The 20,207-nt window shown below is 66.0% G+C and carries 16 protein-coding genes; 9 read left to right on the top strand and 7 right to left on the bottom strand.

Going from position 1 to position 20,207, the window contains the following annotated elements:
- Positions 1-17: 17 nt before the first annotated feature.
- The 5 genes from POS17_RS18025 (at position 18) to POS17_RS18005 (ending at position 6,694) form a co-directional block, all read left to right on the top strand.
- Positions 18-695 (top strand): DUF1028 domain-containing protein, encoded by a 678-nt coding sequence (locus POS17_RS18025; RefSeq protein WP_060839831.1) that lies wholly within the window; start codon positions 18-20, stop codon positions 693-695.
- Entirely contained in the window at positions 688-1,857 is a 1,170-nt protein-coding gene (argE, locus tag POS17_RS18020; RefSeq protein ID WP_060839830.1) for an acetylornithine deacetylase, read from the top strand. Before POS17_RS18025 ends, argE begins: the two co-directional genes overlap by 8 nt.
- Before the next feature lie 405 nt (positions 1,858-2,262).
- Positions 2,263-3,753, top strand: coding sequence for an aldehyde dehydrogenase (locus POS17_RS18015; protein WP_060839829.1), 1,491 nt, complete (start codon positions 2,263-2,265; stop codon positions 3,751-3,753).
- 89 nt (positions 3,754-3,842) lie between these two features.
- A complete protein-coding gene (locus tag POS17_RS18010) occupies positions 3,843-5,291 on the top strand; it encodes an APC family permease (protein WP_060839828.1) in 1,449 nt (482 codons plus the stop codon).
- Between the two features lie 2 nt (positions 5,292-5,293).
- A complete protein-coding gene (locus POS17_RS18005; RefSeq protein ID WP_060839827.1) occupies positions 5,294-6,694 on the top strand; it encodes an aspartate aminotransferase family protein in 1,401 nt (466 codons plus the stop codon).
- A gap of 182 nt (positions 6,695-6,876) precedes the next feature.
- Here POS17_RS18005 and POS17_RS18000 read toward each other — a convergent pair whose 3' ends face one another.
- The 7 genes from POS17_RS18000 to POS17_RS17970 form a co-directional block, all read right to left on the bottom strand.
- Positions 6,877-11,055 (bottom strand): putative Ig domain-containing protein, encoded by a 4,179-nt coding sequence (locus tag POS17_RS18000; RefSeq protein WP_060839826.1) that lies wholly within the window; start codon positions 11,053-11,055, stop codon positions 6,877-6,879.
- Between the two features lie 116 nt (positions 11,056-11,171).
- Positions 11,172-11,708, bottom strand: coding sequence for a GNAT family N-acetyltransferase (locus POS17_RS17995; protein ID WP_060839825.1), 537 nt, complete (start codon positions 11,706-11,708; stop codon positions 11,172-11,174).
- Positions 11,705-12,256 carry a phage tail protein gene (locus tag POS17_RS17990; RefSeq protein ID WP_060839824.1) on the bottom strand — a complete coding sequence of 184 codons (552 nt, stop codon included), beginning with the start codon at positions 12,254-12,256 and terminating at the stop codon, positions 11,705-11,707. The genes POS17_RS17995 and POS17_RS17990 overlap by 4 nt, the downstream gene beginning before the upstream one ends.
- A gap of 30 nt (positions 12,257-12,286) precedes the next feature.
- Positions 12,287-12,862: a phage tail protein gene (locus tag POS17_RS17985; protein WP_060839823.1), complete on the bottom strand. Its 576-nt coding sequence runs from the start codon at positions 12,860-12,862 to the stop codon at positions 12,287-12,289.
- 35 nt (positions 12,863-12,897) lie between these two features.
- Entirely contained in the window at positions 12,898-13,443 is a 546-nt protein-coding gene (locus POS17_RS17980) for a phage tail protein (protein ID WP_060839822.1), read from the bottom strand.
- 607 nt (positions 13,444-14,050) lie between these two features.
- Positions 14,051-15,184 carry a branched-chain amino acid ABC transporter substrate-binding protein gene (locus tag POS17_RS17975; protein WP_060839821.1) on the bottom strand — a complete coding sequence of 378 codons (1,134 nt, stop codon included), beginning with the start codon at positions 15,182-15,184 and terminating at the stop codon, positions 14,051-14,053.
- Between the two features lie 137 nt (positions 15,185-15,321).
- Complete coding sequence (locus POS17_RS17970; protein ID WP_060839820.1) at positions 15,322-16,581, bottom strand: methionine gamma-lyase; 1,260 nt, start codon at positions 16,579-16,581, stop codon at positions 15,322-15,324.
- Between the two features lie 124 nt (positions 16,582-16,705).
- Between POS17_RS17970 and POS17_RS17965 the strand changes: the two genes are divergently transcribed.
- The 4 genes from POS17_RS17965 (at position 16,706) to POS17_RS17950 (ending at position 20,136) form a co-directional block, all read left to right on the top strand.
- Positions 16,706-17,185: an Lrp/AsnC family transcriptional regulator gene (locus tag POS17_RS17965; protein WP_060839819.1), complete on the top strand. Its 480-nt coding sequence runs from the start codon at positions 16,706-16,708 to the stop codon at positions 17,183-17,185.
- Between the two features lie 242 nt (positions 17,186-17,427).
- Positions 17,428-18,483, top strand: a complete 1,056-nt coding sequence (locus POS17_RS17960; protein WP_060839818.1) for a sugar phosphate isomerase/epimerase family protein — start codon at positions 17,428-17,430, stop codon at positions 18,481-18,483.
- A 21-nt stretch (positions 18,484-18,504) separates the two neighbouring features.
- The gene (locus tag POS17_RS17955) at positions 18,505-19,392 is read left to right on the top strand and encodes an alpha/beta fold hydrolase (RefSeq protein WP_060839817.1); all 888 of its coding nucleotides are present in this window, start codon (positions 18,505-18,507) and stop codon (positions 19,390-19,392) included.
- A 144-nt stretch (positions 19,393-19,536) separates the two neighbouring features.
- Positions 19,537-20,136, top strand: coding sequence for a TetR/AcrR family transcriptional regulator (locus POS17_RS17950; RefSeq protein ID WP_060839816.1), 600 nt, complete (start codon positions 19,537-19,539; stop codon positions 20,134-20,136).
- Positions 20,137-20,207: the final 71 nt, after the last annotated feature.

Genomic DNA, 20,207 nt, shown 5'->3' with positions numbered 1-20,207 from the left:
CGGGCCAAGGAGTTTGCATGACTTTTTCCATCGTGGGCCGTTGCGCCGAAACCGGCCAGCTGGGCATCGCCATCAGTTCGTCGAGCATCGCGGTCGGCGCCCGTTGCCCCTGGGTGCGGGCCGGAGTGGGCGCGGTGGCCACCCAGAACGTCACCCTGCCGGCCCTGGGGCCGCAGATTCTCGACCTGCTGGAACAGCGCAAGCTCGACCCCGGCACCGCCCTGGAGCAGGCCCTGGGTCGCAACGGCTGGAGCCAGTACCGCCAGGTGACGGTGATCGACAACCAGGGCCGCACGGCGCTGTTCAGTGGCCAGCAGGCGTTGGGCATCCACCACGCGCTGGCCGGCGAGCAGTGCGTGGCCGCCGGCAACCTGCTGGCGGACGCCGGGGTCATCCAGGCCATGGTCCAGGCGTTCGAACAGACGCCGGGGATTCTGGCCGAGCGCCTGCTGGCGGCGATGCACGCGGCCATGGCCGCCGGTGGCGAGGCGGGCCCGGTGCATTCAGCGGCGCTGAGCGTGGTGGACGACCTGACCTGGCCCATCGTCGACCTGCGGGTGGACTGGGCCGATGCCGACCCCATCGGCCAGCTCGACGGCCTGTGGCAGGCCTACCGGCCGCAGATGCAGGACTACCTGACCCGGGCCCTGGACCCCACGGCGGCCCCCAGCTACGGAGTGCCGGGCAATGAATGAGCAGTCGAGCTGCGAGCTGTTGGCGCGGCTGGTGGGCTTTGCCACGGTCAGCCGCGATTCCAACCTGGAATTGATCGGCTTTATTCGCGACTACCTGGCGCGCCACGGGGTGGACAGCGAGCTGATCTACAACCCGCACCGGACCAAGGCCAACCTGTTTGCCAGCATCGGCCCCAGCGATCGCGGCGGGGTGGTGCTGTCCGGGCACACCGACGTGGTGCCGGTGGACGGTCAGGCCTGGAGCGTCGAGCCGTTTGTCTTGAGTGAGCGCCAAGGGCGGCTGTACGGCCGTGGCACCGCCGACATGAAAGGCTTTATCGCCTCGGTGCTGGCGGCGGTGCCGGGCTTTACCCGGCGCCGTCTGCGGCTGCCGTTGCACCTGGCGTTTTCTTACGACGAGGAGGTGGGCTGCCTGGGCGTGCGACCGATGCTCGAACGTTTGCGACAGCGGCCACATCCGCCGCTGCTGTGCCTGATCGGCGAGCCTACCGAGCTGCGCCCGGTGCTCGGGCACAAGGGCAAGCTGGCGATGCGCTGTCAGGTGCGGGGCGCGGCCTGCCATTCGGCCTATGCGCCTAACGGGGTCAATGCCATCGAGTACGCGGCGCGGCTGATCGGCAAGCTGGGAGACATCGGCAGCCGGCTGGCGCAACCCGAGCACCACGACCCGCGTTTCGATCCGCCGTATTCCACGGTGCAGACCGGCACCATCCAGGGCGGCCGCGCGCTGAACATCGTGCCGGCCGAGTGTCAGTTCGATTTCGAGGTGCGCACCCTGCCGGGCCATGACGCCCAGGCCGTGGTGGCCCAGTTGCAAGACTATGCCGACACCGAGCTGGTGCCGCAGATGCAGGCGGTACGGGCCGACACCGGGATCGACCTGCACCCCTTGAGCGCCTACCCGGGGCTGGCCACCGCCGCCGACAGCCAGGCCGCCGAACTGCTGGCGCTGCTCAGCGGCTCGCGGGAGTTCACCACCGTGGCCTTCGGCACCGAGGGCGGGCTGTTCCATGAGGCGGGCGTCCCCACGGTGGTCTGCGGTCCTGGCAGCATGGACCAGGGCCACAAGCCGGATGAGTTCATCAGCCTTGCACAGTTGCACGCCTGCGACGCCCTGTTGCAGCGCCTGGGCGACTGGCTGGAGCACCCCGCCCGAACCTGATGCGGTTCCTGCACGTCGGCCAACGACGCGCTGCGGTGCGGGGGCGGTGTAGGAATAGGGGAGACAAGGCTTCTTGTGGCGAGGGAGCTTGCTCCCGCTCGGGCGCGCAGCGGCCGCAAAGCCTGAATCCGCAACTCCACCTGACAGGCCGCGGATTCAGGCCTTGGGAAGGCTGCGCCTTCCAGCGGGAGCAAGCTCCCTCGCCACAGGGTTGTGGGCTTTCGCCGTTACCTGGGGCTTTGGGTGGCGGCGTTTTGCGTGGGGGCGCCAAGCCGTCTGGCTACAGAGCTTTTTCATGGTGCTGGAGCATATTTTTAGTATTTTTCCTCTGGCTCGCGCTGACGCACCATCCCTCAGGACCCAATAACCAACAGGCCGTCGCAACGGCCGACGAGGGAGTGCAGCGTGTTCGAACTCGGTGACTGGCAGCAGCGGGCTGCCCAACAGACATTCATTGATCAGGCGCTGATTGGCGGCCAACGGATGGCCGCCCAGTCCGGCGCCACCTTCGATGCGGTCAACCCGGCCACCCTTGGGGTACTGGCCCGGGTCAGTGCCTGCGGCGCGGCCGATGTGGACCTGGCGGTGGCCGCCGCGCGTCGGGCCTTCGACCAGGGGCCCTGGGCGCGCATGGCCCCGCTGGAGCGCAAGAAGGTCCTGCTGCGCCTGGCCGAGCTGATGCTCGCCCACCGCGAGGAGCTGGCGCTGCTGGACTCCCTGAACATGGGCAAGCCGGTGATGGACGCCTGGAACATCGACGTGCCCGGTGCGGCCCACGTCTTCGCCTGGTACGCCGAGAGCGTCGACAAGCTCTACGATCAACTGGCCCCCGGTGGCCACAACAGCCATGCCAGCATCCGTCGCGAAGCCCTGGGGGTGATCGGCGCGGTGGTGCCCTGGAACTTCCCCCTGGACATGGCCGCCTGGAAGCTGGCCCCGGCCCTGGCGGTGGGCAACTCGGTGGTGCTCAAGCCTGCCGAACAGTCGCCGTTCTCGGCCCTGCGCCTGGCCGAGCTGGCCCTGGAGGCCGGCGTGCCGGAAGGGGTGTTCAACGTGGTGCCGGGCCTGGGCAGCGATGCCGGTCGCGCCCTGGGCCTGCACCCGGATGTGGATTGCCTGGTGTTCACCGGCTCCACCGAGGTGGGCAAGTGCTTCATGCAGTATTCGGCGCAATCGAACCTCAAGCAGGTCTGGCTCGAATGCGGCGGCAAGAGCCCGAACCTGGTGTTCGCCGACTGCCAGGACCTGGAGCTGGCCGCCGAGAAGAGCGCCTTCGGCATCTTCTTCAACCAGGGCGAGGTGTGCTCGGCCAACTCGCGGCTGCTGGTGCAGCGCAGCATTCATGACGAGTTCGTCGAGCGCCTCAAGGCCAAGGCCCGGGACTGGCGCCCGGGCAACCCGCTGGACCCGGCCAGCCGCGCCGGGGCCATGGTCGACGCGCGCCAGACCGCCCGGGTCATGGCCTATATCGAGGGCGCCCGGGAGCAGGGCGCGCAGTTGGCCTGTGGCGGCCGCCAGCTGCACATCGACGGCAGCGACAACTACATCGAGCCGACCCTCCTCACCGGGGTGAAGCCGCAGATGAGCATCGCTCGGGAGGAGGTGTTCGGCCCGGTGCTGGCGGTAATCCCCTTCGATGACGAGGAGCAGGCCATTGCCCTGGCCAATGACAGCGTCTACGGCCTGGCCGCCTCGCTGTGGACGGACGACCTCAACCGCGCCCACCGGGTGGCCCGGCAGTTGCGGGCCGGCACGGTGTCGGTGAACACCGTGGATGCCCTGGACGTCACCGTGCCCTTTGGCGGCGGCCGGCAATCGGGATTCGGTCGCGACCTGTCGCTGCATGCCTTCGACAAGTACAGCCAACTGAAGACCACCTGGTTCCAACTGCGCTAGCGCTACGGAGCCCTGGCGGCGCCACCCGGGCGCCGCTGCACCTGCCGCTGCCGCGGCAGGCCCACAACAATAAGAAAGGAGTGCGTGCGATGACTGCAAATCTCTCCCCGGCGGCCTTGAGCCCCACCAGCAACGGCGGCTTGCGCCGGGTCCTGGGCCTGGGTTCGCTGGTGTCGGTGGCCGTTGGCCTGGTGGTGTCCCAGGGGGTCATGGTGTTGATGCTGCAAGGCGCGGGGATGGCCGGGCTGGGCTTCTTCATCCCGCTGCTGCTGGCCTACCTGCTGGCGCTGACCTATGCCTTGTCGTTCTCCGAACTGGCGCTGATGGTGCCCCGGGCCGGTAGCCTGAGCAGCTACACCGAAGTGGCCATCGGGCACTTTCCGGCGATCCTCGCGACCTTCTCCGGCTACATGGTGGTGGCGATGTTCGCCCTGTCCGCCGAGCTGCTGCTCCTGGACCTGATCATCGGCAAGGTCTACCCCGGGGTGCTGCCGCCGATGCTGGTGGCCTATGGCGTGCTCGGCACCTTCACCGCGCTCAACCTGCTGGGCATCGATGTCTTCGCCCGGCTGCAGACGGTGCTCGCGGTGGTGATGGTGGTGATTCTCCTGACCCTGGGCCTGGGCGCCATCGGCAGCCCCCAGGCCGACTTGCAACGGCCGCTGGACCAGGGCTGGAACCCCATGGAGGTCGGCGCGCTGGCCTTGGCGGCGATGGCCATCTGGGGGTTTGTCGGGGCCGAGTTCGTCTGCCCGCTGGTGGAGGAAACCCGCCGCCCGGAACGCAATGTCCCGCGCTCGATGATCATCGGCCTGAGCATCATCTTCCTGGTGATCACCCTGTATTGCCTCGGCGCCTTGCTGTGCATTCCCCGGGAGCAACTGGCGAGCCATCCGCTGCCGCATTTCCTGTTCGCCACCACGGTGTTCGGCGAGGCCGGCAAGCTGTTCCTGGTGGGCGCGGTGATCACCGCCACCTGCAGCACGGTCAACTCGTCCCTGGCGGCGCTGCCGCGGATGCTCTACGGCATGGCCCAGAACGGCCAGGCCTTCCCCCAGTTCAAACGCCTCAGCCCGCGCAGCCGCACACCCTGGGTGGCGGTGCTGTTCGTCGCCGCGCTCACGGGGCTGCCGATCCTGATCCTGGGCCAGGACCCGGACTCCATCAGCCTGCTGCTGTTGGCCGCGGCCCTGGCCTGGCTCTTGGCCTACATCATCGTGCACATCGACGTGATCGCCCTGCGTCGGCGCTACCCCGACGCGCCCCGGCCGTTCCGTTCGCCGTTCTACCCCTGGCCCCAGGTGCTGGGCATCGTCGGCATGCTGTTTGCGATCTATCACGTGTCCCCGTCCCCGGAGATGACCGCGCGGATCTTTGGCAGCGCCGGCGTCGTGCTGGGGGTGATCTCGCTGATCGCCGTGGTCTGGATCAAGTGGGTGATGCGCAAGCCACTGTTTGTTCCCGAACCGCTGCTGCCCACGGGGCCGAGTCCCGTCGCCACGCCTTCCCTTGAATCCACTTGTCGTGCAGGAGAATGACCATGAGTGCTGAAAACCCGACCGCCCAACGCAGTACCCAGGACTACCAGGCCCTGGATGCCGCCCACCATATCCATGCCTTCCTCGACCAGAAGGCGCTGAACGCCGAAGGCCCGCGGGTGATCGTCCGCGGCCAGGGCCTGCACCTGTGGGACAACGACGGCCAGCGCTACCTGGACGGCATGTCCGGGCTGTGGTGCACCAACCTGGGCTACGGTCGCCAGGACCTGGCGGCCGCCGCCAGCGCCCAGCTCGAGCAGTTGCCGTACTACAACATGTTCTTCCACACCACCCACCCGGCGGTGGTGGAGCTCTCCGAGCTGCTGTTCAGCCTGTTGCCCGGGCACTACAGCCACGCCATCTACACCAACTCCGGCTCCGAGGCCAACGAGGTGCTGATTCGCAGCGTGCGCCGCTACTGGCAGATCCTCGGCCAGCCGCAGAAGAAGGTGATGATCGGCCGCTGGAACGGCTACCACGGCTCGACCCTGGCCGCCACCGCCCTGGGCGGGATGAAGTTCATGCACGACATGGGCGGGCTGATTCCGGATGTGGCGCACATCGACGAGCCTTACTGGTTCGCCCACGAAGGCAACCTGACGCCCGCCGAGTTCGGCCTGCGCTGCGCCCGCCAGCTGGAAGAGAAGATCCTCGAACTTGGGGCCGAGAACGTCGCCGGTTTCATCGCCGAACCGTTCCAGGGCGCCGGCGGCATGATCTTCCCGCCAGACAGCTACTGGCCGGAAATCCAGCGCATCTGCCGCCAGTACGACGTGCTGCTGTGCGCCGACGAAGTGATCGGCGGTTTCGGCCGCACCGGCGAGTGGTTCGCCCATCAGCACTTCGGCTTCGAGCCCGACACCCTGTCCATCGCCAAGGGCCTGACCTCCGGCTACATCCCCATGGGCGGTTTGGTGCTGAGCAAGCGCATCGCCCAGGTGCTGGTGGAGCAGGGCGGGGTGTTCGCCCACGGCCTGACCTATTCCGGGCACCCGGTGGCCGCCGCCGTGGCCATCGCCAACCTCAAGGCCCTGCGCGATGAAGGCGTGGTGACCCGGGTCAAGCAGGACACCGGCCCCTACCTGCAGCAGTGCCTGCGGGAAGTGTTCGGCAACCACCCGCTGATCGGCGAGATCCAGGGCTGCGGGCTGGTGGCGGCCTTGCAGTTCGCCGAGGACAAGGCCAGCCGCAAGCGCTTTGCCAACGAGAACGACATCGCCTGGCGCTGCCGCACCCTGGGCTTCGAAGAGGGGGTGATCATCCGCTCGACCCTGGGGCGGATGATCATGGCCCCGGCGCTGGTGGCGACCCGCGGCGATATCGACGAACTGATCGACAAGACCCGGCGCGCGGTGGAACGCACGGCCCGGGAGATCGAGAGCGGGCAGTTGCCGACGGCCTGAGGGCCGGCGCTGGATCGACTGCTTGTCGGCGCCGCTGAAACACCACACCCCGCCAGAGTCCGACTCTGGCGGGGTGTGTTTTTTCGGCTCGGTTCGGGGGGAGCCATTTCCTGCTGTAGGGCCCGGTCCCGGGCCACTAATCTGTGGCCAGGGTGCACAACCGGCGGTTCAGAACTTACCGTTCAAAACTTGCCATTCAAACCCAGGCGGAAGGTGTCGTTGCGTTCGTCCGAGCCCAGGGCGGTCTTGTACGAGACGCCCAGTTGCCAGGCACGCCCGAGGTTGAAGTCGACGCCCATGTCCAGGCTGGCGAAATCGCTGTCCAGGGCGTCGGGCTTGAGCCGGTACAGCGTGCCTTCGTCACCCTGGTCGGTGTAGCGCATCTTGTAGTCGCTGCTGCTGCTGAAGTTGTGGCCCCAGGCCAGGCCGACCTTGGGCGTGACCACACCGATCCGGGTCATCAGGTCGTAGCCCGAACGTACACCGAGGTAGGAGGTGAAGTTCTGCTGGCGCTGTTCGTCGTAGGACAGGCCGTAAATGCCGCCGCCACTTTCACGGTAGGCATCCAGGCGCGTGGTGCTGGCGTTCAGGCGACTGTAGGGCGTCAGCGACAGCGGCCCCTGGCGATACTCATAGCTGGCGGTCAGGGAGGCGAACAACTGATCGGCATCCCGCGAGCCGCGGGCGTAGTCGTCGTTGCTGCCGGTGATGTAGCGGCGCGAGTCGAAGCTGATGCGGTTGTAGCCCAAAAGGCCGTCGACAAATACCTGCGGGGCCAGGTTCAGGCTCAGGTAGGTGGCGATGCCGATGGCGTCCCCATCGCTGCGGGTGTGGTTCTTGCCGATGTCGCTGCGGTCGTTGCCGTAGCCGATACCGACCCCGGCAATGGCGCTGGGCGACAGGCGATAGTCGACACCGACGCTCAGGCCCAGGGTGGTGAAGCTGTTGTCCCGCGCGCCCCGGGTGTGGGTCGAGCCGACGTTGACGAAGCCGTCGCTCCAGAACGCCAGGGCGTCCTGTTTGCAGTTGTCCTGCAGAGCGGCCGCGGCTTCGCGTTTTTCCTGCTCGGTCTGGTTGGCGGTGCCTCCCAGCTGGTCCTGGACGGCTTTGGCGATTTCGCCCAGCGGCACGTCGCGGCCTTCCTTGCGCAAGCTGGCGTTGAGCGAATTGCGCTCGCAACTGATCTGGTGCAGTTGCTCCAGGCGCCGGTTGAAGTTGTCCATCTGGGTGCTGGCAAAACGCTCGGCGGCGCGGGTCTGGGCGTTGAGCAGGCCGATGACCTCGGCGTCCTTGGTCGGGTCCGGACGCTCCTGGATCATGAAGCTGACGGTGCTCGCGGCGCTGGCGCCGCTGCCGTTCTGCAGGCTGAAGCTGACCACAGCGGTGCCGGCGAAGGCCGCCGAAGGCACGAAGCGCATCGAGAAGCGGCCGATCATCATCGCCCGCCCGGCCGATGCCGGGGTGACCGAGCCGAGGACGGCCTGGGTGAACGGGCCACCGGTGGCGCCCTGGGTCAGGTCGACGGTGGCCGACTGGCCCGCCGCGAGGATCTGACTGGAAGCCGGTACGGTAATCGCCACGGCAGCGATGGTCAGGGTGTAGGTCTGTGAGCCGGTAGCGCCGTTGGCATCGGTGACGGTGATGCTCAGGTTGCTGCTGCCGCTGGTGGTCGGCGTACCGCTGATCAGGCCGCTGGCGGTGTTCAGGCTCAGGCCGGCCGGCAGGCTGCCGGAGGTGATGGCGTAGGTGTAGGGCGCGGTGCCGCCGGTGGCGCTGAGGGTGGCGCTGTAGGCGCTGCCTGCGGTGCCGGCCCCCAAGGACGCCGGAGTCAGTACCAGGCTGGGCGCGCTGACCGTGAGGGTCACCGTGGCCGGGCTGGAGGTGCCGCCGGCGTTGGTGGCGGTGTAGGTGAAGCTGTCGCTGCCGGAATAACCGGCGATTGGGGTGTAGGTGATGCTGGTGCCGCTGGCGGTGGCGGTGCCATGGCTGGCGGCAGTGGCGATGGCCACGCTGCTGGCGGCGCCACCGGTGATGTTCAGGGTGATCGGGTTGGCGCTGCTGTTGGCGGCCACGGTGGCGCTGACGGCATTGGCCACCGGCGCCTGGACGCCAATGGTGATCGAGAAGGCCTGGGAGCCGGTAGCGCTGTTGGCGTCGGTGGCGGTGATGGTCAGGTTGAGGGTGCCGCTGGCCATGGGGGTGCCACTGATGGCGCCGGTGGCGGTGTTCAGGATCAGGCCGGCCGGCAGGCTGCCGGAGGTGATGGCGTAGGTGTAGGGCGCGGTGCCGCCAGTGGCAGTGACGGTCTGGCTGTAGGCCGTGCCGACGCTGCCGTTGCTCAGGGAGCCGGGGCTCAGGGTAATGCTCGGCGCACTGACAGTGATGGTCACGGTGGCCGGGCTGGAGGTGCCGCTGGCGTTGGTGGCGGTGTAGGTGAAGCTGTCGCTGCCGGAATAACCGGCGGTTGGGGTGTAGGTGATGCTGGTGCCGCTGGCGGTAGCGGTGCCATGGCTGGCGGCTGTGGCGATGGCCACGCTGCTGGCGGCGCCGCCGGTGATGTTCAGGGTGATCGGGTTGGCGCTGCTGTTGGCGGCCACGGTGGCGCTGACGGCATTGGCCACCGGCGCCTGCACGCCGATGGTGATCGAGAAGGCCTGGGAGCCGGTGGCGCTGTTGGCGTCGGTGGCGGTGATGGTCAGGTTGAGGGTGCCGTCGGCCATGGGGGTGCCGCTGATGGCGCCGGTGGTGGTGTTGAGGATCAGGCCGGCCGGCAGGCTGCCGGAGGTGATGGCGTAGGTGTAGGGCGCGGTGCCGCCAGTGGCAGTGACGGTCTGGCTGTAGGCCGTGCCGACGCTGCCGTTGCTCAGGGAGCCGGGACTCAGGGTAATGCTCGGCGCACTGACGGTAATGGTCACGGTGGCCGGGCTGGAGGTGCCGCTGGCGTTGGTGGCGGTGTAGGTGAAGCTGTCACTGCCGGAATAACCGGCAGTTGGGGTGTAGGTGATGCTGGTGCCGCTGGCGGTGGCGGTGCCATGGCTGGCGGCTGTGGCGATGGCCACGCTGCTGGCGGCGCCGCCCGTGATGTTCAGGGTGATCGGGTTGGCGCTGCTGTTGGCGGCCACGGTGGCGCTGACGGCATTGGCCACCGGTGGCAGGCCGTTGATCTGCAAGGTGTAGGCGCGGGAGCCGGTGGCGCTGTTGGCGTCGGTGGCGGTGACGGTCAGGTTGAAGGTGCCACTGACAGTCGGCGTACCGCTGATCACGCCACTGCTGGTGTTCAGGCTCAGGCCGGCCGGCAGGCTACCGGCGCTGATTGCATAGGTGTAGGGCGTGGTGCCGCCGGTGGCGGTCACGGTCTGGTTGTAGGCCGTGCCCTGAATGCCGTCGGGCAGTGTCGTCGGCGTTATCGCCAGGGTGGGTGCACTGACGGTGATGGTCACCGTGGCCGGGCTGGAGGTGCCGCTGGCGTTGGTGGCGGTGTAGGTGAAGCTGTCGCTGCCGGAGTAACCGGCGGTTGGGGTGTAGGTAATGCTGGTGCCGCTGGCGGTGGCGGTGCCATGACTGGCGGCAGTGGCCACGGCCACGCTGCTGGCCGCGCCGCCGCTCAGGCTCAGGGTGATCGGGTTGGCGCTGCTGTTGGCGGCCACTGTGGCGCTGACTGGGCCGACGGTGGGGGGCGGAACGTTGTAGGTATAGCCGTTGGTCAGGGTTGCGGTGCCCCCTGGGGTGGTGACTACCACGTTAACCGCACCTGCGGCGTGGGCCGGGGTGGTGGCGGTGATGGTGGTGGCATTGTTGACGATGTAACCGGTGGCGGATGTCCCGCCAAAGCTCACCGCCGTGGCACCGGTCAGGTTGGTGCCGGTGAGGGTGACGGAGGTGGCGCCTGCGGTGCTGCCGTTGTTCGGGGTGACGGCGGTCAGGGTCGGGGTCGCGGAGCTGGTGACCACCAGGGTATAGGTGGCGACGCCGCCCTGATTCAGGCCGTCATTGAGGGTGATGCTGAATGTGTAGGTGCCGGCGGTGGTGGGCGTGCCGTGGAGTATGGTGTTCGAGCTGCCCGGTGACGGATCGAGGATCAGGCCCGGCGGCAGGCAGGGAGTCACGCCGTCGTAGTCCGGGTCATTGGCGTCGCACTCTACCCATTTGTCCAGTGGTTGCGCGCCACCGACGGAGTTGATGACGATGCTCATGGACTGGCCCACTGCCACGCTAGGCAAGGTACTGCCTGTAGCCGGGTTGGTGATCACGGGAGCGGCGGCCATTGCCTGGCTGCTCAGGGTCAACATGACCAGGAGCAGGAACAGTGAAGTCAGCGGGCGTGTCAGCCAGGTACCTAGCGTGGTCAGTGGTGTTCTCATGAGGGCTTCCTGCCTTGCGACCGGTTTGAGGGTCGTATCCAGCGTAAGTGTTGATAAAGGTCCAGCGGTTACAGCACGGCTACAGCCGGCCCCTGGGGGCTGGTCATAAACGATGGTCAGGGACTGTCGACGGCCTCCCGGGCGTCTAGCCGCGCGGGACGCTGCATCTGGGTGTACAGGCCGGTGTCGGCGCCGGCGCGAAAGCCCAGCCGCTCATACAGCCGGCGGGCACGGCTACCCTGTTCGACGCTCAGGCTGCAGGTCTGGCCCTGGGCGTCGGCCTTGGCCAGTACCCTGCGCAGCAACTCGGTGCCGATGCCCCGGCCATGCCAGTCCGGCAGCAGAGCAATATCGACTATGCGCACATCGTCGGCCGTGTAATGCACGCACAGGCGCCCGATCGGGCTACCGGCCTGCTCGACGATCAGAAAATCCGCGGCGGGAAAGTGCTTTTCATAATGCTGGCGCTGCAGTTCGGCCTGGGCGTGCAGGAAAGCCCGGCGCTGGACGTCGTTCCAGCCCGGCACTGCGCTGACTTCGGCCCAGCGGCGTGAGGCGTACAGCGCCTGGAGAAATCCCAGGTCGTGGCCGTTCTGCTTGCGCAGTACGGCCACGTTGCCCGCCGGCAGATGGGGAGGGCTGATGTGGGTCATGAGGCTCTGATCGGGTACTCGCCATCCAGGCAGATGCAGTAGGCCAGCGTCTGGAAGGGTTGCATGGTGTTACGCAAGGCCGTCGACGTTGCGCCAGTACCGGCGATGCCCACCGTGGTGGCCGCCAGCGTCTGGGTTGTCGTCGTTGGTGCGGTGTTGTTGTACAGGCGTATGTTGCGCGGCTGCGCCAGGAAGGCGGTGTTGTTGGGGATATCCAGAGCGGCACCCGATTCGCTGCCGTCCTTGACCATCACCGAATGGGTATGGGGGGCAAAATTGCTGGGCCCCATGGTTATCCGGTCGGCTCCGAGGGCCGTGCCAACGGGCCTGTCGGTCAGCCCGGGCGCCAGCCCGGCACCCATGGCCACGCGCCCGTTGAGATTGGGCAGCTTGAAGTTCTGGCCGGGGGTACCGCCATACAGGGTGCCAATCACCGAATAGAGCGCAGGATTCTGCTGGACCGTGATGGTCGATCCATCGCAATACGCCCAGTTTTGCGGGACGAAGTTGTAGGGGAACAGTCTGATTTCACCGGTAAACGCATCCATGATCGGTCATTCCAGATTGAGTAGAGAGGGTCACTGGTTTCGGGTCGGATAGAGGCCGAGCAGGCAAATGATGTAGTTGATCGCCAATGAGCCCATCAGGTTGCTATGGGGGGCCACGGCGCCAGTGGGCGTGCCCAGTGCCGGGTCGAGAAACTGCGGGTTCATCGGGACGGCGGCGGATGTTCCGGTGCCTGCGCTGTACAGCCCGGTGATGATCCCCGCGCCCGCGAATTTGCCAAAGGTCATGCTGTTGGGCGTCGCGGCAGGGGAGGGGGCCGGCGACGTGGCATCCTGGCCGCTCACCATGAAGCCATGGGTGTGGGGCGCGGTGTTTTCCGGCCTCATGGTCACCGTTTCCACGCCGAATTTCTGGCTCAGCGCCCTGGGGGTCAGGCCCATCCCGGTGCCCTGGCCAACCGGCAGGCGACCCCGGTAGTCCGGCAGGCCGAAGTTGGTGCTGCCGTTGCCGCCGTACAGAGTGCCGAGCAATGAATACAGGGCCTCAAAGCTGCTGATCGGCAGCAACGAACCGTCACAAAACGCCCAATTTTCCGGCGCGTAGTTACCGGCAAACATGCGGATCTCTCCGACAAAGGCTTCAGACATGTCAGTTTCCTTACTTGAGGGTCTGTGGACGGCCGTTACTGGCGCGGCGGGTAGACACCCGTCGTTGCGATGCAGAAGTAGCCGACGATGGAGGGCTGGATGTTGGGCATGGCCGCGCCCTGGGTTGTGGTGATGGTGGCATTGTTGAGGCTGGTCAGGGTGCCGGTTGCCGCGGTGTAGGTCGGTTTTGCCGCGACCCCCTTGGAGTTCGAGCTGACAGCGGGAATGTTGCCGTACGGACCATCATTGCCCGGGTCGTTGGAGACATGCGTGGCATGGTTATGCTGGGCCACCGAGCTTTGCGGCATCGTCACGGTTTCGCTACCGCCTTTGGTGCCCAGCGCGTGCACATCCATGATCGGATCGACGGTGGAGACTTTGTAGTTTTGTCCCAGGGCGACCCGGCCACGCAGATCCGGTATGCCGAATGTCGTGGTGCCGTCACCGCCATAGGTTTTGCCCAGCAGGGAAGCCAGCGCGACATTGCTATTGATGGGTAGAACCTGGCCCTCGCAAGGCAGCCAACCCTGGGGTGCCCAACCCCAGGGGAACAAGCGAATTTCTCCGATAAAGGGATCCATGTTCTTTTCTCCTTGAACAAGTTTCTGACGCCAGGAATCCGTCTCTCACTAATAGACTAGCAAGTGCGTAGGCGCACAATAAACAAAAGTGAATTTAGTGTGCAAATGTTATTTCAAGTTGTTTGCTGGCAATTAACAGAGGGGGTGTCTATTAGCAGGTAGTTGACGCTCTGGCTAAGAGATCTCAAGAGGGAAGTCTTTCTGAGTGTTACTGGTTGGTGTCCGCTCTAGGGCGTTTTGTCCAGCAGGGGCAGGGGTGGGGCTGATTGTTCAGCTTGGGGGGATAGGCTTGGGAGTTCGGTTTGTCGGACTTGTAAGTTCATTGTCAAGGAACTAAGCGTGCTAACGATCTACGTCTAAAGTATGGGTTTTCCAGTCTGGGTTCTGGCGGGTTTACAGCGGGCTTTAAGTATGGCGGTAACATGTCTTAGTTACTGTATTGGGGTGGTTATTCCCAAGTTGCTAAGTAGGTTATTCTTTTGGCGGGTGGGAGTTGCGGTAAAGTCTTTTTGCTCTAAGGCCATGTTTTATTTGAAGTTGTTGTGTTTTTTTTTTTGACGCCGGCGGGACGCCGCTCCCCGGGGAGGAGCGGCGCGCCGTTACCGGATTACAGCCCGGCGCTTTCTGCCGCCACGCTCTTGGGCTTGCCGTAGTGCCATTCATAGACCACGAACTTGAAGTCCTTGAGGTCGCCTTTTTCGTCGAAGCTCAGATCGCCGGTCGGGGTCTTGAAGGTGCCCTTGTGGATCGCCTCGGCGACTTTTTCCGGGTCTTCGCTCTTGGCCGCGGCGATGCCCCCGGCAATCACTTCCACGGCCGAGTAGGACGGCAGCACGAACGGACCGCTGGGGTTTTCCTTCTTGGCTTCGAAGGCTTCCACCAGGGCCTTGTTGGCCGGGTCCTGGTCGAAGGACTTGGGCAGGGTCACCAGCATGCCTTCGGAGGCGTCCTTGGCGATCTGCGAGATCGAGTCGTTGCCCACGCCTTCAGGCCCCATGAAGCGTGCGGTCAGGCCCTTTTCCTTGGCCTGGCGCAGCAGCAGGCCCATTTCCGGGTGGTAGCCGCCGAAGTAGACGAAATCGACATTGGCCTGCTTGAGCTTGGCCAGGATCGATGAGTAGTCGCGCTCGCCGACGTTGATGCCTTCGAACATCGCCACCTTGATGCCTTCCTTGCCCAGGATGTCCTTGACCGAGCTGGCGATGCCTTCGCCGTATTGCTGCTTGTCGTGCAGCACCGCGACATTGCTCGGCTTGAGCTGGGCGATGTAGCGCGCCGCAGCCGGGCCCTGGGCGTTGTCCAGGCCGATGGTGCGGAACACCATCTTGTAGCCCCGGGCGGTCAGCTCAGGGCTGGTGGCGGCCGGGGTAACCATCACGATGCCTTCGTCTTCGTAGATGTCCGACGCTGGCTGGGTGGAGCTGGAGCACAGGTGCCCGACCACGAACTTGACGCCGTCATTGACCACCTTGTTGGCCACGGCCACGGCTTGCTTGGGATCGCAGGCATCGTCGTATTCCACGGCCACCAGTTGCTTGCCGTCGACGCCGCCCTTGGCGTTGATCTGCTCGATGGCCATGCGCGCGCCGCTGAACTGCATGTCACCGTATTGCGCCACCGGGCCGGTCTTGGCCCCGGCGATGCCGATCCGGATGCTGTCGGCGGCCAGGGAATGACAGGCCAGGCCGGCCAGGATCATGGCGCTGAGCAGTTGGGTGGCTTTGTTATTGATACGACTCATGGGTTGTTCCACTCCTGTGGGTAACGGTTCAAAGGGTGTTGCAGGTGATGCATGGGCTGTCGCCGCCGCGCCTCGGGCACGGCCGCGACACCCCGGGGTGTTGTAGAGCGCCCGGACCCGGGCGGTACTGATCCCGCTCAAGGAAGGGCCTTGCCGATTCTGGGAATGGCCTCCAGCGCCGGCCGCGTCGCCGCGGGCTCGGCACAGGCATCCAGGGCCTGGGCAATATCGGCCAGCAGGTCGGCGACGTCTTCCAGGCCTACCGACAGGCGGACCAGGCCCTCGGAGATGCCGTGTTCGACACGCTCCTCGGGGCTGTAGGTGGAATGGGTCATGCTCGCCGGGTGCTGGGCCAGGGATTCGGCGTCTCCCAGGCTGACGGCGCGGCTGAACAATTGCAGGGCATTCATGAAGCGGGTGCCGGTAGCCAGTCCGCCCTTGAGCTCGAAGGCGATCATGCCCCCGGGCAACTTCATCTGCTGTTGCGCCAGGGCGTGTTGCGGGAAGGATGGCAGGCCGGGGTAGGCCACCCATTGCACCTGCGGCTGTTGCTGCAGGTATTCGGCGATGGCCTGGGCGCTGCTGCAGTGGCGTTCCATGCGCAGGGCCAGGGTCTTGAGGCCGCGCATCAGGAGAAAGGCGTCCTGGGGCGACAGCACCGCGCCGGTCATGTCCTTGAGGCCCTCCAGGCGAATGCGCTCGGCCAGGCTCTGGCGGGTGACCACGACACCGGCGGTGATATCGCCGTGGCCATTGAGGTACTTGGTGGCCGAGTGCACCACCAGGTCGGCCCCCAGCTCCAGCGGACGCTGCAGGTAGGGAGTGCAATAGGTGTTGTCCACGACGAAGGTGATGCGCGGATGCTGGCGGGCGATTTCGGCCACCGCGGCAATGTCCACCAGCTGCATGTTGGGGTTGGCCGGGGACTCGCAATAGATCATCCGCGTGGCGGGGCTGATGGCGGCCCGCAGGTTGCCCAGGTCGCTCATGTCGACATGGCGCACCTTGACGCCGAACTCGGCCAGCCCGTGGTGCAGCAGGGCGAAGGTGCAGCCGTACAGGGTCCGGCAGACGATGATCTCGTCGCCGGGACGCAGCAGGGTCCACAGGGTGGCGGCAATCGCCCCCATGCCGGAGCCGAAGGCCACCGCCGCCTCGCCGTTTTCCAGGGCCGCCATGCGCGCCTCCAGCAGCGCCAGGGTCGGGTTGCCGATGCGGGTGTAGAAGTAGCCGGGCTCCTGGCCGGCAAAGCAGCCGGCGCCGTATTCGGCGGTGGCGAAAGTGAAGGTGGAGGTCAGATAGATCGGCGGGATCAGCGCGCCTTGATGCTCCTGAGGGTTGTAGCCGTGATGGATGGCGCGCGTGGAAAAACCAAGGTCACTGTTTTTATTGTTCATGGTGAACGCTCCCGGATTTGCTCTAATGCTATGCTCAAATCCGGCGCAATAATTGCTAATTTGGCTGATTAAATGCCGTGTAATTGAAATAAAAATTCATAAAAACAAGATTAAGAGGCAAAACATGCCCAGTGGACTGGATCGAACCGACAAAGCCCTGCTGCTGGCTCTGCAGGACAACGCCCGCCTGACCACCGCCGAGCTGGCCGACAGCGTCGCCCTGACCACGTCGCCTTGTTGGCGGCGAGTGAAGATCCTCGAGGAAAGCGGGGTGATCACCGGCTATCAGGCGATTCTCTCGCCCAAGGCCCTGGGCTTTGGCGTCACCGCCTTTGTCAGCGTGATGATGGAATCCCACTCCCGGGAAACGGCCCGGGCCTTCGAGCAGCGACTGCTGGAAATTCCGGAAATCATCGCCTGCCACAACGTCTCCGGACGCTACGATTTTCTCCTCGAAGTGCTGGCCAGGGACCTGGAATCCTTCGGCGAGTTCGCCCGCGAAGTGCTGCAGACCCTGCCGGCGGTGAAAGAGATCTACTCGAGCTTTTCCTTCAAGTCGGTGAAGCCGTTGCGGCAGATTCCGGTGCCGCAGCCCGGCGCCTGAGGCCGGGGCCAGGTGCAGGGCCGACAGTGATTGCCAGGTGAAACAGAGCGGGCCCGCGATCTTGATCGCGGGCTTTTTTTTGCCTGCCCGGACCCGCGCCTGTCCGATCGCGGCCTTCGCTGGCAAGCCCGCTCCTGGGGGCAACCCGTGCGCCGGAAAGGGTTTTTCTGCAACGCGATGATTGACGCGGCAGCGGCGCCTCCCTATTCTTTGTCGACCAACAAAGAATAGGGAGCAATGCGATGAAAACCCTCAAGGGCCCCAGCCTGCACCTGGCGCAATTCAGTGCCGACAGCGCGCCATTCAACAGCCTGCCGGCGATGGCCCAATGGGCCGCCGACCTGGGTTTCAAGGCGCTGCAGATTCCCGCCTGGGATGCACGCTTGTTCGATGTCGCCACGGCGGCCGAGAGCCAGGACTATTGCGATGAACTCAAGGGCCAACTGGCGCAGCAGGGCCTGCAGATCAGCGAGTTGACCAGCCATATCTTCGGCCAGCTGGTGGCGGTGCACCCGGCCTACGACGCGATGTGCGACAACTTCGCCCCCGAGGCGCTGCGGGGCAAGCCTCAAGCCAGAACCGAGTGGGCGATAGCGCAGATGAAGCTGGCGGCCAAGGCATCGCGGCGCCTGGGGCTGAGTGAGCTGGGCACCTTCTCCGGGTCCCTGGCCTGGCCTTACCTGTTTCCCTTTCCGCAGCGCCCCGAAGGCCTGATCGAGACGGCGTTCGAGGAGCTGGCGCGCCGCTGGCGGCCGATCCTCGATGAGTGCGACGAGCAGGGGGTCAACCTGTGCTACGAAATCCACCCCAGCGAGGACCTGCACGACGGCACCAGTTTCGAGCGCTTCTATGAACGGGTGGACCGTCACCCACGCTGCAACATCCTCTTCGACCCCAGCCATTTCGTGCTGCAACAGCTGGACTACCTGAGCTACCTGGACATCTACCACGAGCGCATCCGCATGTTTCACGTCAAGGATGCCGAGTTCAATCCCACGGGGCGCCAGGGCATCTATGGCGGCTACAGCTCCTGGGTCGAGCGCGCCGGGCGCTTCCGTTCCCTGGGCGACGGCCAGGTGGATTTCAAGGGGATCTTTTCCAAGCTGGCGCAATACGACTACCCGGGCTGGGCGACCCTGGAATGGGAGTGCTGCCTCAAGGACCAGGAAGACGGCGCCCGGGAAGGCGTGGCGTTCATCAACCGCCACATGATCCAGGTCACCGAGCGGATCTTCGACGACTTCGCCGGTGCACGGATCGACCGCCAACAGATCAACGCCATGCTCGGCATGGCCTGAACCCCCTCAGCGAGAAAACCCATGAATGCTTTGACAGACAACACCCAGGCCGACACCGACGGCCTGACCCATCGCTATGTGCGCATCGATGGCCAGCGCATCCATTGCGTCAGCGCCGGCAGCGGCCGCCCGGTGCTGCTGATCCCCGGCTGGCCACAGACCTGGTACGCCTGGCGCGGGGTGATCCGGGCCCTGGCGGCCCAGGGTTTCCAGGCGATCGCCGTGGACCCGCCGGGCAGCGGCCAGTCCGACCGCCCGGAGCAGGGCTACGACACCGGCCATGTGGCCGAGGTGCTGCATCAGGTGATGCTGCAACTGGGCTTTGCCTCTTACAGCGTGGTCGGCCATGACGTTGGCATGTGGATCGCCTACGCCCTGGCCAGCGACCGGCCGCAGGCGGTGGAGCGCCTGGCGCTGACCGAGGCGGTGATCCCCGGGTTGGCGGAGGCGCCGCCGATTTTCGTGGCGCCGGAGCAGAACATCTTTCTCTGGCACTTCATGTTCAACCAGCTGCGGGATCTGCCCGAGGCACTGATCGCCGGGCGCGAGCGGGCCTACCTGAGCTACATCTTCGACCACTGGTCCCATCGCCGCGAAGCGGTGGCCGCCGAGGTCTACATCGACGCCTATGCGGCGCCGGGCGGGCTGCGGGCCGGCTTTGCCTACTACCGGGCGATTCCCGAGACGGTGCGCCAGAACCGCCTGCGGGCCCAGCGGCCACTGGCGATGCCGGTGCTGGCGATCGGCGCCGAACACGCCACCAATGATGCGCCGCTGCTGACCCTGCAAGGCCACGCCAGCGACCTGCGCGGCGCCATAGTGCCGGACTGCGGACACTTCATCATGGAAGAGGCGCCCGAGGCATTTCTCGCGCTGCTGCTGCCGTTTCTGCAGGAGGGCCGTGACTGAGGCACGGCGCAGGCACGGCCGCGGGCACGGAAAATGGCCGCGGCCGGCGCAAATCTAATATCATTTCGTCCCGGCGCGCTGCGCCACCCGGCTGTTCGGCCTGCGCCGAACGCCTTCCCTGTCCTGACGAGATACCCGACCCCCATGGCTGGAAGACCCCGCGAATTCGATCGTGACCTGGCGCTGCGCCAGGCACAGGAACTGTTCTGGGCCCGAGGTTTCGAAACCACCTCCATGGCCGACCTGGTGGCGGCCCTGGGCATTGCTTCGGCACGCATCTATGCCGCCTTCGGTTCCAAGGAGGCGCTGTTTCGCGAGGCCATCGAGCTGTATGAAAGCCAGGAAGGCGGCTTCGCCGACCTGGCCCTGCAGGAGCCCAACGCCTACCACGCCATCGAGCGCATGCTGCAGGACGCGGTGGCGCTCTACACCCGCCCCGACGGTCCCCGGGGCTGCATGGTGGTGGCCTCGGCGGTGAACTGCTCGAGCGACAACGACAGCGTGCGCGAATGGCTGGCCGAGCATCGCCGGGCGCGGACCGCGAGCATCATCCAGCGCCTGGAAGCGGCGGTGCAGGCGGGTGAATTGCCTCGCCACAGCGATGCAACGTCTTTGGGCGACTATTACTCCATGGTGCTCCACGGCCTCTCGGTGCAGGCCCGCGACGGGGTCAGCGCGGCGCGCCTGCTGCAGGGCGTGGCGCTGGCCATGCAAGTCTTCCCGGGCGGCGTCCAGGGGCATTGAGGCGGCGCCCGGCAAGGCTCCGGGCAGCGGGCTTGGCTCGGCAACCCGGGGGCCGGCAAGGCTGGCCCGGG

It is taken from the genome of Pseudomonas sp. Os17, from assembly GCF_001547895.1.
In the GTDB taxonomy this organism is placed as follows: domain Bacteria; phylum Pseudomonadota; class Gammaproteobacteria; order Pseudomonadales; family Pseudomonadaceae; genus Aquipseudomonas.
This window is presented reverse-complemented; position numbering and strand designations above follow the sequence as displayed.